Origin of the sequence: Martinezella hainanensis (assembly GCF_900094555.1) — a bacterium.
Lineage (GTDB): Bacteria > Pseudomonadota > Alphaproteobacteria > Rhizobiales > Rhizobiaceae > Rhizobium > Rhizobium hainanense.
Genome location: NZ_FMAC01000001.1, coordinates 105,766 through 122,165 on the forward strand (window position 1 = coordinate 105,766; position 16,400 = coordinate 122,165).

Sequence of the window (16,400 nt, forward strand, 5' to 3'; positions counted from 1 at the left end):
GAGCCGGGGATTTTTGATTCAAGGCGTCCCCATGTTTGCGGCATGAAAAAGGGCGACACAGCCGCCCTTGCATAGTCCGGGGATCGCAGCCCGTCGTGCTTATCGGGCTTCGTGCACCTTCGAGATCAAGCCGCTGGTAATACCGACAAGGAGGAAATTGCTCTTCAGGCGAACCCAGTGATAGCCGCGCGGAGGCGCAGACAGCTGGTAGGCGCGATAGTCGATTTCCGTTGCTCGGCGCCGATCGAAGGCCGACAGGCGGCGGCCCTTGACCCAACCGCCCTTGCGGATAACGACCTTCTTCTTCACCGTCTCTTTCTGAACGACGGCCTGCTTACCGGCGGGTGCCGTCTTGACCTGTGCAGTCGCTGCCAGCGGCGTCGCCAGGATGGACGCAGCAAGAAGGACAGTGAAGATTTTTCTCATTGGTTGTTTCCTCATTTCAGAATCTGCACGCGAACTTATCGTGACAGACATGAAACGCATCTGACAGTCGAATTACAATTCCGTAATGGGCGTGATTGGTTCGGCCAGGCGCCCGCTTCGCTGCGAGTCTTATAGCTCATCGTAGTTGAACCAGTCGAAATCCGCTGTCTTTGCCCGGCCCGACGTGTCGAAGGCAAACATGCCGACGAAAGCGCCGGTGAAGGAGCCATGCTCGCCGCGGCCACCCTCGTCCGAAATGACGCCAGCATCGAGCACCGGGCCGATTGCCTGCCAGGCGCCCATGCCCTCCGCCTGCCAGAAGAACTGCAGGTCGTTGTCTCGCACCTCCATGGCAAGCTGGATCCGCCCATCCGGCACTGCGACGCCACCCTCGATCGGAAAACTCAGGCGACCGTTCGGATAGTCGCCTGGGCAGGTCATGATGGTGACGCAGCGGCCGAGCTTCTCATGTAAGGTCACGGCGATGGCATGTAGCTTGAAGCGATTGTAGTAATGTGTCAGGCCCGCAACCTGCTGATAGGTAGCGGGCTCGAACTCGATGACGGTTTCGGCGCGGAAACTGTGATGCTCCTGACGGCGGGCGACAAGCGCCTGCTCGAACCAGGAACCGATGCTTTCACGGGCAAAAAGCCGCAAATAGCCGGGTCGATCCGTCAGGCTGAAGATTCGCTCCGGCTGCGGCGTGCGCAGCCATTGGAAATCCATCGGCAAGCTGCCCTCGTCGAAATTGTAACCGCTGCGGCGCGGCTTCTCGACCGGCATCGCACCATTCAAGCCGGCCACATTTACATCGGGAACGCTGGTGCCATTTTCGAGATAGAGCCAGCCATCCTCTTTCCAGACGCATTTCTGCAGAGCCGTCTCGCGGCCGAGCGTGCAGCGGCGATGTGGCGGCAGAGGCCGCCCGCAGAGATGCGTATGATAGAACTGGCCATCATGCGTCTCGACATATTGGCCATGGCCGGCACGCTGCAACGCCGCTTCCGGGTGATCCTTCGAGGTGATTAGGTGCTTGTTCGGATGCAGCTCGTAGGGTCCGGCTATGTCGCGGGATCGTGCCATGGTCACGGCATGATCATAGCCGGTGCCGCCTTCCGCCGTGGTCAGATAGTACCAGCCGTTACGCTTGAAGAGATGCGGCCCCTCGACCAGCCCCAGCTCGGTGCCGGCGAAGATGTTCCTGATTGGCCCTTTCAGGGATTTTTCCACCGGATCCCATTCCTGCAGAAGTATGCCGTCGAAGGCCGGCGTCTTCGGCGAACCGCCATAGCTCTCCGTGCGGTGGTTCCATTGCATGTTGACGAACCATTTGTGGCCGTCATCGTCATGGAACAGAGACGGATCGAAACCGGAGGAGTTTACATAGGCCGGCTCGGACCATTCGCCTTCGATGGTCGGAGACGTCACGATGTAATTATGGGCATCCTTGAAGTTGCCGTCATAGCGCTTGACGTCGGTATAGACGAGCCAGAACAGGCCGTCCGCGTAGGAGAGGCAAGGCGCCCAGATGCCGCAGCTGTCAGGCTCGCCGCGCATGTCGAGCTGTGATGCACGCTCCAGCGGGCGTCGGACCAGGGTCCAATTCACGAGGTCGCGCGAGTGATGGATCTGCACTCCCGGATACCATTCGAATGTCGAGGTGGCGATATAGTAGTCCTCGCCGACGCGGCAGATGGACGGATCGGGGTTGAAGCCCGGCAGGATCGGATTGCGGATCATGAAACTCTCTCCTCCAGAGACCACGACAAGCGGCAACAAGGTAAAACGCCCGGAAACTGGTTCCGGGCGTTTTAGGATAATCAATCGCGTTCGGCCGATTTGGCCCAGAGATTGATGTCCGCCTCCTTCGCGTAGACATCGATCTGCTTCAGCTCTTCGGCCGTGAAGTCGAGATTATCGAGTGCCTTGACGCAATCGACGATCTGCGACGAGCGGCTGGCGCCGATCAGGGCCGAGGTGATACGGCCACCGCGCAGAACCCAGGCGATTGCCATCTGCGCCAGCGTCTGACCGCGCTTCTCGGCGATCTCGTTGAGCTTTCTTATATTGTCGATGATCGACGGGCGGATGAAGTCGCGCTTCAGGAAGTGGTTCTGTGCGGCGCGGCTGTCATCCGGAATGCCGCCGAGATACTTGGTCGAGAGCATACCCTGCGCCAGCGGCGAGAAGACGATGGAACCAATGCCGAGATCTTCGAGCGTATCCACCAGACCGTCATCCTCGACCCACCGGTTGAGCATGGAGTAGCTCGGCTGATGGATCAGGCATGGTGTACCGAGGTCCTTCAGGATGGCGGCAGCCTCGCGCGTGCGCTGCGAGTTGTAGGAGGAAATGCCGACATAGAGTGCCCTGCCCGAGCGGACAATATGGTCGAGCGCGCCACAGGTTTCTTCAAGCGGCGTATCCGGATCGAAGCGGTGGGAGTAGAAGATATCGACATAGTCGAGGCCCATACGCTTAAGGCTCTGGTCGCAGGAGGCGATCAGATATTTGCGGCTGCCCCATTCGCCATAAGGACCCGGCCACATGTCGTAGCCGGCCTTGGAGGAGATGATGAGCTCGTCGCGCAGGCCGGCGAAATCGGTGCGCAGGATCTCGCCGAACGCGGTCTCGGCGCTGCCGGGAGGCGGTCCGTAGTTGTTGGCGAGGTCAAAATGGGTGATGCCGAGATCGAAAGCCGTGCGGCACATGTCGACCTTGCGGTCATGCGGTGTGTCGCCGCCGAAATTGTGCCAGAGCCCCAGCGAGACCGCCGGCAGCTTCAGACCGGAACGGCCGGTCCTGTTGTATTTCATTTTTGAATAACGATCGGATGCCGGTTGCCAGGCCATGATGGAATTCCTTCGAGATGAAAAAGCGCGCGGGTTGTTCACCCGCGCGCAAACTAGCTCTTCCTGCGCTTACTTCAAGAGCGCCTGTGCCTCTTCGATGCCGAGTGCCGCCGGCTGCGTGCAGGTCGTGGTCAGATCGATGAAGCGACCTTCCTCGCCCGACTTCAGGATCGAAGTCATGACGTCGACGCCGTGCAAGGTGCGGTCGAGCGAGCAACGTGCGTCGCGTCCGTCGATCAGCGAAGCCGCCATGTCGGCAAGGCCGGCCGTGCGGTAGTTGGCGCGCGCGCCGCTCGGGCTTTCCTGATTGGCGATGCCGAAAGGATGCGCCCAGTTTTCCAGCGGCTTGATGTCCTTGTCGCGACCGCTCGCCTCGACCGTGCCACCGAAGAAGTTCGGGTCGGGCACATAGAGCGAGCCCTCGGTGCCGTAGAGCTCCATATTGGCATGGCGGTGCGACCACACATCCCAGCTCGCCGTCAGCGTGATCCGGGCGCCGCTGACAAATTCGAGCAGAGCCTGGATCGTCGTCGGCGTCTTAACGGGGATGATCTCGCCATTGCGCGGCTGGCTGGTAATCGTACGGGTCGGCGATGCCATCGAGGTCATCGCACCGACGCGCTTCACCGGACCGATCAGATTGATGAGGTTGGCCACATAATAGGGGCCGAGGTCGAGGATCGGGCCGCCGCCGGGCAGGAAGAAGAAGTCCGGGTTCGGATGCCACATTTCCATGCCGGGGCTCATCACATGGCAAGAACCAGAGGTGATGCGGCCGATGCCGCCGTCATCGATGAATTTGCGGGCGAGCTGGTGGGCGCCACCGAGGAAGGTATCGGGAGCGCAGCCGACGGCGAGCCCCTTTTCCTTGGCGATGCGACGCAGCTCCTCGCCCTGCTCCAGCGTCAGCACAAGCGGCTTTTCGGAATAGACGTGTTTGCCGGCTTCGAGGATGCGCTTGGAAACAGGGAAATGCGCATCCGGAATGGTCAGGTTGACGATGACGTCGAGCTCGTCATTGGCGAGCAGTTCGTCGATGGTCTGGGCCTTGACCTTGTATTCCTCGGCGCGTGCCCGCGCCGCTTCCATGTTGATGTCAGCGCAGGCCAGCACCTTCAGCCCCTTGAAGAGCGGTGCGAGCGAGAAGTAGGTGGTTGAGATGTTGCCGCATCCGATGATGCCGACGCCAAGTTCCTTAGCCATGTGGAAGTGCCTCAAAAGCTCTTGAAGGATGCGATGGAACGCGTGATCAGGCGATCGACATCGCTCGGATTGTCGTGTTCGACGACGAAGTGCTTGGCCTTGGTGCCGGCCAGCGCCTTGAGCAGCTTCGCCCACGGAACCGTGCCATGACCGACATCGGCCCAGCCGTCTTCGTTCTTGTTTTCACCAGCCGGTGCGATGTCCTTGACGTGCACGGCGGTGATGCGCGGACCGAGCTTTTCGATCCAGGCGAAGGGATCGCCGCCGCCGCGGATGACCCAGGCGATATCGGCTTCCCAGGAGATGTCCGGAGCGCCTTCGAAGATCTGCTCGATCGGCAGCGAGCCGTCCGCCTGCTTCACGAATTCGAAGTCGTGGTTGTGCCAGCCGAATTCGAAACCCGCATCCTTGTATGGCTTGCTCATTTCGTGCAGGCGCTTGCCGAATGCGCGCCAGCCGGCGGCATCGCTCGGGCGCTGATCGGCGCCGATATGCGGTGCGTAGATCGAATCCATGCCGAGGGTCTTGGCGATGGTCAGCGACTTCTGTACTTCACCATCGAGGAAATCCGGGCTGAAATGGCCGCTTGCCATCCGCAGGCCGTTCTTGTCGAGCTCGGCGCGCAGGGCCTTGAGGCCGCTTTCGTCCAGGTCGGCATAGATGCCACCGAAACCTTCGACTTCGGCATAACCGGCCTTGCCGAGCTTTACGAAGATTTCGGAATAAGGTTGGAAATTGCGGGCGCTATAAAGCTGAAATCCAAGTTTCGTCATCGATAGTCCTCCAATGGCCTCCCGGCCGTCTGTCTTGGGCTTGTGGCCCCGAAAGCACCGCCACTGCGGCACGATAGCTCAATCCACCGGTTGGTTGGCCACCGACTGGCTGGATTGCAGATCATAGATACGGAATGCAGGAACGCCGCCCGCAACGGGCCCGGCCGGCGTAAAGATGATGCGGCGGCTTTCGCCGGCGGCAAGATCGAAGGCATTGTCGGAATAACGTCCGTCGACCTCGCTCTCGATCATCACGAACAGTGCAAGTCCCTTTGCGGTGACGGTGAGCTCCACCGTCCCGTCTTCCTCCTTCTCTTCCCTCAGAACCGTCAGGCCGGCGGGCTGAAGCTCGAGTGCCTTGTAGGTCCCGTGGACATAGTGCCCCTCACCACCCATTCCATTCGATGCGGTGAAACGCCACGCCAGCAGGCAATCGGCCGGCACCTGATCCGTATCGATCGACAAGGCTGTAACGGCCGCATCCGGCGTGCAGACGGCATGCGCGGTGGTCAGCGGCACGCGCTCGCCGTCGAGCTTCAGGAGTGAGACGGAGATATCAGCCATGACATCAGCATTGGTGTCGTTGACGAGAGAGAAACGGATCGTCTTGTTGTCTTCCGACGGAATGGCGGCGACGGATACCGGCTGGAAGAAGCGCCGCACCAGATAGTGCATCACCTTCCACCGGCCGCCGTAATCGAGGCTGGACCATGAGGCGACGGGCCAGGTGTCGTTGAGCTGCCAGTAGATGGTGCCCATGCAATGCGGCTTCAGCGACCGCCAATATTCCACCGCCGTCTTGATGGCGAGGCCCTGCTGGACCTGGCTCAGATAGACGAAATTCGGGAAGTCCTTCGGGAAGCGAAAGTAGCGGAACATCGTGCCGGCGATGCGCTCGTTGCCGCCGGCATTTTTCTGGTGCAACTCCATGACCGGAGAGGCGATGTTCATATCCTTCGCCTCGGCATAGGTCTTGATGACAGGCAGCGAGGTATAGGACTGGAAGCCGAATTCCGAGCAGAAGCGCGGGCGCACGGATCGATAATTGTCGAAGGATTTGTTCTCGTGCCAGACAGACCAATAATGCATGTCGCCGGAGCCATCGGCATGCCACGCGTCACCGAAGTTGAGATAGCCGGAGGCAGGGCTCGACGGCCACCAGATCGCATCCGGCAGCGCCTTCTTCATCGCCTTTTCGATCGTCCTGTTCAGGCGATCGTATGAGACGAGATACCGATCGCGATCTTTACGGGATTCCTCGAACCAGGTGAGCGCGCCCACGAGTTCATTGTCACCGCACCAGAGAACGATCGAGGGGTGCGTCGCAAGCCGGCGAACCTGATAGTCCACTTCCTCCTCGACATTCTCCAGGAAGTCGCCAGTCGATGGATAAAGATTGCAGGCAAACATGAAGTCCTGCCACACCATCAACCCCAATCGGTCGCAGGTGTCGTAGAACCAGTCATGCTCGTAGAAGCCGCCGCCCCAGACGCGGATCGCATTCATGTTGGCATCGACGGCCGATTGCAGCAAATCCTCGGTTGCAGCCGGATTGGAGCGCGAAAACAGCGCGTCGGCAGGAATCCAGTTGGCCCCGCGGGCAAAGATTTCGCGACCATTGACCTTCAAAGCAAAACGGCTACCCGCCTCATCCTCGGTGGTGATCAACTCGACCGTGCGCAGGCCGATCTGCCGGGTGACGGTTTCGAAGTTGGTCTCCACGGACAAGGCATAAAGCGCCTGATCGCCATTGCCGGCCGGCCACCATAGCTTGGGCTTGTCGACATGGAAGAAGTGGGTGATCGACGTTTCGCCGGCATTGACGCCGACATCGAGGCGCACCCGCTCGTCATCGAGCGAGAAATAGAGCTGCGTAATCCCCGTTCCCTTGGCAAACAGCACCACCGTCACCTTGAGGTCGACCGAACCGTCGTCATTGTGAATCTGCTGGGTGACGACATTCTCGATCCGCGCGATCTCGAGCTTCTTCAGCGCGATGGTGCCGTAAAGGCCAAGCGGCGCAATCGCGATGTTCCAGTCCCAGCCGAAATGGCATTGCGGCTTACGCAGCATGTTGCCATTCGGGATCGGCGAATTGCCAGTGCTGTAGGGAATGTAGAAAGGCTGCCGCGCCTGCAGCGCGGCGCCAGCCGCAATGCTCGAATGCAGGACAATGCGAATGGTGTTTTCGCCCGTTTTCAGTGCCTTCGAGACATCAGGACGATAACGCTGGAAGCAGTTGTTGGCCTCCAGCACGAGCGCATCATTGACGTAGACGCTGGCGACAGTGTCGAGATAGTCGATGTCGAGATACCAGTCGCCACCGGTGTCATCGAGCTTAAAACTGCGCGTAAGCTCCCAGTCCTGCTTGGCGACCCACTGCACGATCTCTTCGTTGCGCGCAAAATAGGGATCGGGAATAAGCCCTTCCGCATGCAGTGCGGAATGGACGTCACCAGGCAGAGATATGGAAAGCGAATGATCGCTGTCGGGAGACGTCAGCCCCCACGACCCGGCCAGATCGACGGTGAAGTTGTCATTGAGCGAAGACGACATCGGACCTCCCGGACCGTAGTAGGACGGAGGCGGCAAGACCGCCTCCTTGCATGGATCAAATTCTGAGTTCCGTCTGCGCATCAAAGAGCGATGCGAGAGACATGTCAAAGCCGAGTTTCACAGCCGACCCGGGGCCAAAACGCCTGGCACCGTTGACGCGAACCGACATGGTGTGGCCAGCATGCTTGAGCCACAGCAGATTATCGGCGCCCATTGGCTCTTCGATATCGACGGTGGCATCATGGACCTCGGCGCCGGATGCGGCCGCTTCATTGACCTTGATGTGCTCCGGACGAACACCCAGCACGACCTTGCGGCCGGCCTGCAGCCCCTCGCCGGCCTTGTAACCATCGAGAGAAAACAGCACGTCGTTGGTTGCGAAAACGACCTTGCCTTCGCGATTGACCAACTCACCCTTGAGGAAGTTCATCGATGGCGATCCGATGAAACCGGCGACGAAAAGATTGCGCGGCTCGTTATAGATTGTCGTCGGATCATCGAGCTGCATGATGACGCCGTTCTTCATGATCGCGATGCGGTCTGCAAGCGTCAGCGCCTCGATCTGGTCGTGGGTCACATAGATCATCGTGTTCTTCAGCGACTGGTGCAGGCGCTTGATTTCCACGCGCAGCTCCGAGCGCAGCTTGGCATCGAGGTTCGACAGCGGCTCGTCGAAGAGGAAGACGTCGACATCGCGCACAAGCGCGCGGCCGATCGCGACGCGCTGACGCTGACCGCCCGAAAGCTCCGCCGGCTTGCGCTTCAGAAGCGGCTCGATCTGCAGGATCTCGGCAGCCCGTGCGATGCGCTTCTTGATCTCGTCCCCCGGCACCTTGGCCACACGGAGACCAAAGGAGAGGTTTTTCTCCACCGACATCTGCGGATAGAGCGCATAGGACTGGAACACCATGCCGATGCCGCGATCCTTGGGCTCTTCCCAGGTGACATTCTTGCCCTTGATGAAGATCTGCCCCTCGCTGATATCGAGCAGGCCGGCGATGCAGTTGAGCAAGGTTGACTTGCCGCAGCCGGACGAGCCGAGGAGCACGAGGAACTCGCCGTCATTGATCTCGATGTTGAGATTTTTCAGGACGTTGACCGCACCGAAATTCAGCGAAAGGTCTTTGATGGAAACGCTGCTGTTCATGGATCAACCTTTCACTGCGCCGGCGGCGATGCCCCGGACGAAGAGCCGCCCGGACACGAAATAGACGATAAGCGGCACCGCGCCGGTCAGTAGCGTTGCGGCCATGTTGACATTGTATTCCTTCACACCCTGCACGGCGTTGACGACGTTGTTGAGCTGCACGGTCATCGGATAGTTCTGTGTTCCGGCGAAAATGACGCCGAACAAGAAGTCATTCCAGATGCCGGTGATCTGGATGATTGTGGCGACGGCAAAAATCGGGAGCGACATGGGCACCATGATGCGGAGGAAGATTTGCCAGAATCCCGCGCCATCGACGCGCGCCGCCTTGAAGAGCTCGGGCGGAAGCGAGGCGAAGTAGTTGCGGAACAGCAGCGTGTTGATCGGCATGCCAAAGATCGTATGCACGAGCACGATGCCGCCAAGCGTCGCGAACAGGCCTAGTTCGCGCAGCACCATGACGAGCGGATAGAGCATGACCTGATAAGGGATGAAAGCACCGAAGAGGAGGATCGTGAAGAAGACTTCCGATCCCTTGAAGCGCCAGTTGGCCAGCGCATAGCCGTTGATCGATGCGACGGCGGTCGAAACGATGACGCTCGGAACGAGGATCTTTACCGAATTCCAGAAGCCGACCTGGATGCCGTGGCAGTAAAGCCCGGTGCAGGCCTGCGACCAGGCTTTCACCCAGGGTTCGAAGGTGATTTCCATGGGCGGCGCGAAGATATTGCCCATGCGGATTTCAGGCATGCCCTTCAGCGAGGTCACGACCATCACGTAAAGCGGCAGCACATAGTAGAGTGCGGCAAGCCCGAGAATGCCGTAGAGCATGATGGTGCGCGGCGCGAAGCGGCGCTTGGGTTTTGCGCCCGAAGGCTCGATGGTGGCGGCAAGTGCCATTTGGTGCCTCCCTTATCTGCGCTTCTGGCGGAACTCGAAGAGAGCCCACGGCACGACGAAGATGAACACGGTAACCAGCATGACGGTGGAGGCGGAAAGCGCCTGGCCGAGATTGGAACGCTGGAACATGAAGTCGTAGACATATTTGGCCGGCATTTCGGACGCGAATCCCGGCCCTCCGGCAGTCATGGCGACGACGAGATCGTAGACACGCACGATGCCCGAAGCGACGATGACGAGCGTGGTGACGAAGACGCCGCGCATCATCGGAATGACGATGAAAATATAGGTCCGCCAGGCCGGAATGCCGTCGACGCGGGCAGCCTTCCAGATTTCTCCGTCGATGCCGCGAAGACCCGCCAGCATCAGCACCATGACAAGACCCGTGCCCTGCCAGAGGCCGGCAATGACGAGCGCGTAAAGCACGGTCTTCTGATTGCCGAGCAGCGCGAAATTGAACCACGTAAAGCCCATGTCCTGCATCAGCTTCGGCAGCCCGAGTGCCGGATCGAGAATCCATTGCCAGACCAGACCGGTCACGATGAAGGACAAAGCGAAGGGATACAGAAAGATGGTTCGGAACGTATTCTCGAAGCGGATTTTCTGGTCCATCAGCACGGCCAGGAAGAACCCGACGACGAAAGCAAAAATCAGGCTGAGAATGCCGTATGTCGCAAGATTGCCGATCGAGATGTTCCAGCGATCAGTGCCCCACAGGCGCTGATACTGCATAAGGCCAACAAAGTTGGAGCTCGGCAGCAGCCTCGAATCCGTGAAAGAATAGATGACGGTCCAGAGCGTGCAACCGACGAAGACGACGATCACGGTCAGCACCATCGGAATGGCGGCGATCTTCGCATTGAGGTTGCGGAACAGACCAAAGGGCCGGACAGCGTTAGCCATCGATACCTCCGTTGGTGGCTTGCGTCAGGACAGGCGAGAAACCTCGCCCGCCCCGATGCCGGCCATCGCGATTGATAGGATGGTCGTTCGGTTACTGCGCCTGCTTGAAGATGGCGGCCTGCTTCTCGATCGCCTCATCCACGGTCATCTTGGAGGAGAAGAACTGCAGTCCGAGATCGGTCATCTGGCCGCGCGTATCCGGGTCGATCAGCTGGGTAACACCCGGCACCACATTGTCCGGGTTCTTCAGGATTTCCAGACCCTTCTTCATGCAGCTGCTGGCCGCGCTCAGATCGATATCGCCGCGCACCGGCAGCGATCCCTTGGCCAGATTGAACTTGACCTGAGTTTCCTTGGAAACCAGCATGCTCGCGAGCTCAAGCTGCGCCTTGGTGATATCGGGATTGCTGTTCTTCGGGAAATAGAAGCTGTCGCCACCGGTATCGAGCAGGCCATTGAACCCTAGACCCGGCAAGCAGTCGTAATCCTTGCCGGCAACCTGCTTGGCAACGCCGAACTCGCCCTGTGCCCAGTCACCCATGATCTGTGCGGCGGCCTTGCCTGTGATGACCATGTTGGTGGCGACGTTCCAGTCGCGGCCGGAATAGCTCTCGTCAACCAGATCGCGGGCCTGCGCGAAAGCGTCCCAGACCTTGCGGTTTTCGGGGCTCTTCACGGCGTCAGCGTCTTTCTTCTGATAGATCGCCAGATAGGTTTCCTTGCCGCCGATGCCGACCTGCATGACGCTGCGCATGCCGTCGACCTGCCATGGAGCGCCGGTTGCGAGCGGAATGATGCCCTTCTCGCGCAGCTTCGGCGCGTCGGCCACGAACTCATCCCAATTGGCCGGAACCTTCATGCCATTGTCTTCGAACACATGCCGGTTGACCCACATCCACTGCCAGGAGTGGATATTAAGCGGCACGCAATAGACGCGGCCCTCGTAGGTGCAGGAGTTCAGCAGGCTGGCCGGACGAATGATGTCCTTCCAATGTTCCTTTTCGGCGAGATCGGTCAGGTCGGTCATCAGGCCGGCCTTGACGAGCTCTTCGGCGTCGCGGCCCGTGTTGAGCTGCGTTGCGCCCATGGGATTGCCGCCCAGAATGCGGCTGACGATCAGCGGCGTCGCTGTCGAACCGGATCCAGCGATCGCACCGTCGACCCAGTGATTGTTGCCAAGCGCATTGTACTGATCCGCCAGAACCTTCACGGCAGCAGCTTCACCGCCCGATGTCCACCAATGCGTCACTTCAAGATCAGTCGCGTTTGCTGAGAAGGCCGGAATCGCGACAGATGCGAGCAATGCGGCGGCCACCAAACGAATATTCATGAGTTCTCCTCCCTCACTGAAACGTTGCCGGAAAAACGTAGTCGAATCATTTTCGACACGCAACCGTCAACTCGTGATTTTTTCGATATCGACTGAATATACAACCTATAGGTAAAACATCGCGCGTAAAATTAAGCCGATGACATTGGGTTTTCCAAAGAGGGCGCATAAGAAAAATATTCATTAAATAATTGATATTACATATTTTAAATTCAAAATTAAACGTGCGGTATCTTTGATTTCGCACCAGGGATAAAAAACAGTTCGCCGCTGGCCACGAATACAACCCTTGGGACGGGCGCCGAAAGACGCATCTAAAATAGTGCTCGACAATCGTACTGTATCGTTACAGTTTCTATCTTGAGCGGAGGAGCCGTCATGTTTCGCCTATGCTTGCGACACAGGCATGGGCAATATAAGCGGATTGGTCGCCGAGGCGGCCGGGAGGCGAGCTTGAACGGAATGGACAATAAGAAAATTTCAGGGGGCGGAACGCCGTCCACCCCCGAACGGCCGACATTGAAGACGATCGCCTTCATGACGGGGCTTGGGATCACCACGGTTTCGCGCGCATTGAAGGATGCACCGGATATTGGCGCCGAGACAAAGGAACGGGTGCGCATGGTCGCCCGCCAGCTGGGTTACCAGCCGAATCGCGCCGGCGTGCGCCTGAGAACCGGCAAGACCAACGTCATCGCGCTGGTGCTGAGCATTGACGAAGAAATCATGGGCTTCACCAGCCACATCGTCTTCGGCATTTCCGAGGTTCTCGCCGGCACACAGTATCACCTGGTCATCACGCCGCATTCGCACAGCAAGGATCCGCTGGTGCCGGTGCGCTACATCCTCGACACCGGGTCTGCAGACGGCGTCATCATATCGCGTACCGAGCCTGACGATCCGCGCGTCGAGCTCATGCACGATCGCGGCATGCCCTTTTCCACGCATGGGCGGACGGATATGGGCATCGTCCACCCCTTCCACGACTTCGACAACGAAGCCTTCGCGCATGAGGCGGTGCGAGCGCTGGTCGCCAAAGGACGGCGTCGCCTAGCGCTGTTGCAGCCCTCCAGCAAACTGACCTATTACGCCCATACGCGCATCGGCTTCCAGACTGGCTTGCATCAATATGGCGCCGAAGAAATCCCCCTGCGGATAACCACCGACAATGCCCTTGCCGATATCAAGGATACGGTCGAGGCGCTGATGCGCTCACCACATGCGCCCGATGGGATCGTCTGCTCCAGCAGCGGCGGTGCGATTGCCGTCAATGCCGGCATCGAAGCGGCCGGTTTCCGCCTTGGACGCGACATCGACATGGTCGCCAAGCAATCGACCGATGTCCTAAGCTGGATCAGGCCGGAGATCATCACGGTATCGGAAGACTTCCGCCATGCCGGCCGCGAACTCGCCAAGGCGGTTATCGCCCGTATCGACGGCGTGGAGCCGGAACTGCTGCAAAGCATCAGCCCACCCGTCTGGCCAACGAGCTGACAACGAAAAGCCCGCCGGATTTCTCCGGCGGGCTTTTCGTAATCGCACTGACTGTCTTCTCAGCCTTGAGCGCCGCTGCCCCATGGGCCGTGGTGAATGTCCTTGCCATCAACGCGATCGAAACCATGTGCGCCGAAGAAGTCACGCTGGGCCTGGATGAGGTTCGCGGTGCCGCGCGCCTGGCGGTAGGCGTCGAAATAGGTCAGCGCCGAGGCTAGCGCCGGAACCGGCAGGCCGGATGCCGTTGCCGCCGAAACGATGCGACGCAGCGACGGGATCGATTCCTTGACCATCTCGGCAAAGGCCGGGGTGACGATCAGGTTTGCCGCATCCGGGGTCTTGGTGAAGGCGCTGGTGATTTCGTCGAGGAACTGCGAGCGGATGATGCAGCCTGCGCGCCAGATCTTGGCGATGACGGGCATCGGCAGCGACCAGTTGAATTCCTTCGAAGCCTCGGCCATCACGGCAAAGCCCTGCGCGTAAGCGCCGATCTTGGCAGCGAAGAGCGCAAGCTCCAGATCCTTCAGCAGATCGGGACCGAAAGCGATCGGGAACTTGTAGTCCGGCGTGCCGAAGATCTTCTCGGCTGCTTCGCGCTGGCTCTTGATGGCAGACAGGCTGCGAGCCGCGACAGCAGCCTCGATGGCGGTTGCCGGAATGCCCATGTTCTGCGCTTCGATGGCCGACCACTTGCCGGTGCCCTTCTGGCCAGCCTTGTCGAGGATGACGTCGGGCATGGCGCTGCCAGTTGCCGGATCTTTGGCGGCAAGAACCTTCTCGGTGATCTCGATGAGGTAGGAGTTGAGGCGGCCCTTGTTCCAGTCACCGAAGATCGAGCTGATCTCGGCCGCGCTCTTGCCGAGGCCGTCGCGCAGGATGCCGTAGATCTCGGCGATCATCTGCATGTCGGCATATTCGATGCCGTTGTGGATGGTCTTCACGAAATGGCCGGCGCCGTCATTGCCAAGCCAGGCGACGCACGGATCGTCATTGTACTTGGCGGCAATCGAGGTCAGCACCTTTTCGACGCGCTTGTAGGACTCTTCCGTGCCGCCAACCATGATGGAGGGGCCGTGACGCGCACCTTCTTCACCACCCGAGACGCCCATGCCGATGAAGGTCAGGCCGGTGTCCTTCAGACGGTCGAAGCGGGCGATCGTGTCGCGGAAGTTGGCGTTGCCGGCATCGATCATGATGTCGCCCTTGTCGAGATACGGCTGTAATGCCGCCATCTGCTGGTCGACCGGCTCGCCGGCCTTGATCATGATGATGATCGGCCGCGGCGGACGGATCGCCTCGACGAACTCCTCGATCGTCTTGCAGGGAATGATCTTGTCCTTGAGTGCGCCCGCATTCGCATAGAATTCATCCGTCACCTGAGGCGTACGGTTGAACACTGCAATCTTGTTGCCTTTTTCAGCGATGTTGAGCGCCAGATTCGATCCCATCACAGCGAGACCGATCAGCCCGATTTCTGCCTTTTCCACGACAATCCTCCAATGAGTCGTTGACTGCGCCCGGCCCCACCCTGAAGACCCGGAAGACACAGCAACATCCGATGTGACGCAATGCCGCCGACGCTCGGCGCGACCGGCGACAGCCCTGCGTTGGGGGCTGTTGTTGCACTCCGGACGGAAAACGGCAAGCCTTCGAACGCGGTGAATCGTTCTCTTTGCAGGACTGTGCAACAATGTTGCGGAATTCGCGATTCATCCATTTCCGAACAAACGCTTGTTCTGCCAATCGCAGCCGCATGATGATGATATAGAGGAGGAAATCACGATGTCGACCATGAGCGCGAAGATCGTACATATCTCTATCGCTCGCGACTGGAGGGAGGTCTATGACTACGCCAGCCGCCCGGAAAACATGCCCTTCTGGGCCTCCGGCCTGGCATCAGGGCTGACGCAGGATGGCAATGATTGGATCGCCGAAGGCACGCTGGGCACTGCCCGGGTGCGCTTTGCGCCTCGCAACGAGTTCGGCGTCATCGACCATTGGGTAACGTTGGAATCCGATCTGCAGGTCTACAATGCCTTGCGCGTCGTTCCGAACGGCGATGGCTGCGAGGTCATGTTCACCGTGCTTCGGCTACCGGGCATGGAAACGGCGCAATTCGCGGCCGATGCCGCGCATGTCATGCGCGATCTGACGACACTGAAGGAATTGATGGAGCGCTGATCGCCCTTACAGCGACCGCAAGGTCCAATCGACGAGTTCGCCCGTCACACCGGCAAATGCGGCATCAAGCGCGCGCACGAAATCGGGATTGCTGCCGCCGCTGACCGGCACGACCTTGCGGAATACATTCTGCGCCTTCACCGTGCCGGTGCGATCGTTCAGGATTTTTTCCGAGATTTCCACGATTGCCGTCTTGTGGCCGCCGGCGGCATTGATCTCGAAGGAACGGATATCGGTGACGATCTGATAGTCGATCGCAAGCCCCTGCCCGGGCACGCCAACGCCGCCGAGCTTGCCGGTATTCTCGAAAGCTTCGACCAGCTTCGATTGCACCATCTTGCTCAGCTTGTCGCTCCATTGCGATTTGCCGAGATACTGAATTTCCGAAGGCGAGACTCGAATGACGATCTGATTGCTGTCCAGTGCCTGCAGCGCGGTCGGCGGCGGGATGAGGATCTGGCGGCTCTTGACCGAAGGTCCGTTCGCCTTTGCCGACGCGGAAAGATCGTAGGTGTCGCTGTTGGAGGAGGTTCCGCAACCTCCCAGCAAGGCTGCGAGCAACGGCAACGCGATCACAGCTTTCCACACCTGATGACGCTCACTCGACACGCAACCGACCATATTTCGCTTATCCC

Annotated in this window: 14 protein-coding genes; 2 read left to right on the forward strand and 12 right to left on the reverse strand. The window is 59.5% G+C overall.

From position 1 onward, the window contains the following. Positions 1-99: 99 nt before the first annotated feature. The 10 genes from GA0061100_RS00515 to GA0061100_RS00560 form a co-directional block, all read right to left on the reverse strand. The gene (locus GA0061100_RS00515; RefSeq protein WP_075850671.1) at positions 100-426 is read right to left on the reverse strand and encodes an RcnB family protein; all 327 of its coding nucleotides are present in this window, start codon (positions 424-426) and stop codon (positions 100-102) included. 129 nt (positions 427-555) lie between these two features. Continuing rightward, positions 556-2,166 (reverse strand): glycoside hydrolase family 43 protein, encoded by a 1,611-nt coding sequence (locus GA0061100_RS00520; RefSeq protein WP_075850672.1) that lies wholly within the window; start codon positions 2,164-2,166, stop codon positions 556-558. Between the two features lie 80 nt (positions 2,167-2,246). After that, positions 2,247-3,278, reverse strand: a complete 1,032-nt coding sequence (mgrA, locus tag GA0061100_RS00525) for an L-glyceraldehyde 3-phosphate reductase (protein ID WP_075850673.1) — start codon at positions 3,276-3,278, stop codon at positions 2,247-2,249. A gap of 69 nt (positions 3,279-3,347) precedes the next feature. Beyond that, a complete protein-coding gene (locus tag GA0061100_RS00530) occupies positions 3,348-4,481 on the reverse strand; it encodes a Gfo/Idh/MocA family protein (protein WP_075850674.1) in 1,134 nt (377 codons plus the stop codon). A gap of 11 nt (positions 4,482-4,492) precedes the next feature. Next, positions 4,493-5,254 (reverse strand): sugar phosphate isomerase/epimerase family protein, encoded by a 762-nt coding sequence (locus GA0061100_RS00535; RefSeq protein WP_075850675.1) that lies wholly within the window; start codon positions 5,252-5,254, stop codon positions 4,493-4,495. 78 nt (positions 5,255-5,332) lie between these two features. Next, positions 5,333-7,810, reverse strand: a complete 2,478-nt coding sequence (locus GA0061100_RS00540; RefSeq protein WP_075850676.1) for a beta-mannosidase — start codon at positions 7,808-7,810, stop codon at positions 5,333-5,335. 55 nt (positions 7,811-7,865) lie between these two features. Further along, positions 7,866-8,957, reverse strand: coding sequence for an ABC transporter ATP-binding protein (locus tag GA0061100_RS00545; RefSeq protein ID WP_075850677.1), 1,092 nt, complete (start codon positions 8,955-8,957; stop codon positions 7,866-7,868). Positions 8,958-8,960: 3 nt separating this feature from the next. Then, the gene (locus tag GA0061100_RS00550; protein WP_075850678.1) at positions 8,961-9,857 is read right to left on the reverse strand and encodes a carbohydrate ABC transporter permease; all 897 of its coding nucleotides are present in this window, start codon (positions 9,855-9,857) and stop codon (positions 8,961-8,963) included. A 12-nt stretch (positions 9,858-9,869) separates the two neighbouring features. Continuing rightward, on the reverse strand, positions 9,870-10,760 hold the full coding sequence (locus tag GA0061100_RS00555) for a carbohydrate ABC transporter permease (RefSeq protein WP_075850679.1): 891 nt from the start codon (positions 10,758-10,760) through the stop codon (positions 9,870-9,872). A 91-nt stretch (positions 10,761-10,851) separates the two neighbouring features. Next, positions 10,852-12,090, reverse strand: a complete 1,239-nt coding sequence (locus GA0061100_RS00560) for an ABC transporter substrate-binding protein (RefSeq protein ID WP_075850680.1) — start codon at positions 12,088-12,090, stop codon at positions 10,852-10,854. 462 nt (positions 12,091-12,552) lie between these two features. Here GA0061100_RS00560 and GA0061100_RS00565 point away from each other — a divergent pair, with 462 nt between their 5' ends. After that, entirely contained in the window at positions 12,553-13,584 is a 1,032-nt protein-coding gene (locus tag GA0061100_RS00565) for a LacI family transcriptional regulator (protein WP_075850681.1), read from the forward strand. 59 nt (positions 13,585-13,643) lie between these two features. Here GA0061100_RS00565 and gndA read toward each other — a convergent pair whose 3' ends face one another. After that, positions 13,644-15,071: an NADP-dependent phosphogluconate dehydrogenase gene (gndA, locus tag GA0061100_RS00570; RefSeq protein WP_075850682.1), complete on the reverse strand. Its 1,428-nt coding sequence runs from the start codon at positions 15,069-15,071 to the stop codon at positions 13,644-13,646. A 295-nt stretch (positions 15,072-15,366) separates the two neighbouring features. Between gndA and GA0061100_RS00575 the strand changes: the two genes are divergently transcribed. Then, positions 15,367-15,765, forward strand: coding sequence for an SRPBCC family protein (locus GA0061100_RS00575; RefSeq protein WP_075850683.1), 399 nt, complete (start codon positions 15,367-15,369; stop codon positions 15,763-15,765). Between the two features lie 6 nt (positions 15,766-15,771). On the opposite strand, the gene GA0061100_RS00580 is transcribed toward GA0061100_RS00575, so the two are convergent. Next, a complete protein-coding gene (locus GA0061100_RS00580; RefSeq protein ID WP_075850684.1) occupies positions 15,772-16,386 on the reverse strand; it encodes an ABC-type transport auxiliary lipoprotein family protein in 615 nt (204 codons plus the stop codon). Positions 16,387-16,400: the final 14 nt, after the last annotated feature.

Excerpts from the sequence above, each read along its gene's own strand:
- GA0061100_RS00515 (WP_075850671.1), bottom strand. The coding sequence starts at position 426 with ATGAGAAAAATCTTCACTGTCCTTCTTGCTGCGTCCATCCTGGCGACG.
- GA0061100_RS00520 (WP_075850672.1), bottom strand. The coding sequence starts at position 2,166 with ATGATCCGCAATCCGATCCTGCCGGGCTTCAACCCCGATCCGTCCATC.
- mgrA (WP_075850673.1), bottom strand. The coding sequence starts at position 3,278 with ATGGCCTGGCAACCGGCATCCGATCGTTATTCAAAAATGAAATACAAC.
- GA0061100_RS00530 (WP_075850674.1), bottom strand. The coding sequence starts at position 4,481 with ATGGCTAAGGAACTTGGCGTCGGCATCATCGGATGCGGCAACATCTCA.
- GA0061100_RS00535 (WP_075850675.1), bottom strand. The coding sequence starts at position 5,254 with ATGACGAAACTTGGATTTCAGCTTTATAGCGCCCGCAATTTCCAACCT.
- GA0061100_RS00540 (WP_075850676.1), bottom strand. The coding sequence starts at position 7,810 with ATGTCGTCTTCGCTCAATGACAACTTCACCGTCGATCTGGCCGGGTCG.
- GA0061100_RS00545 (WP_075850677.1), bottom strand. The coding sequence starts at position 8,957 with ATGAACAGCAGCGTTTCCATCAAAGACCTTTCGCTGAATTTCGGTGCG.
- GA0061100_RS00550 (WP_075850678.1), bottom strand. The coding sequence starts at position 9,857 with ATGGCACTTGCCGCCACCATCGAGCCTTCGGGCGCAAAACCCAAGCGC.
- GA0061100_RS00555 (WP_075850679.1), bottom strand. The coding sequence starts at position 10,760 with ATGGCTAACGCTGTCCGGCCCTTTGGTCTGTTCCGCAACCTCAATGCG.
- GA0061100_RS00560 (WP_075850680.1), bottom strand. The coding sequence starts at position 12,090 with ATGAATATTCGTTTGGTGGCCGCCGCATTGCTCGCATCTGTCGCGATT.
- GA0061100_RS00565 (WP_075850681.1), top strand. The coding sequence starts at position 12,553 with ATGGACAATAAGAAAATTTCAGGGGGCGGAACGCCGTCCACCCCCGAA.
- GA0061100_RS00575 (WP_075850683.1), top strand. The coding sequence starts at position 15,367 with ATGTCGACCATGAGCGCGAAGATCGTACATATCTCTATCGCTCGCGAC.
- GA0061100_RS00580 (WP_075850684.1), bottom strand. The coding sequence starts at position 16,386 with ATGGTCGGTTGCGTGTCGAGTGAGCGTCATCAGGTGTGGAAAGCTGTG.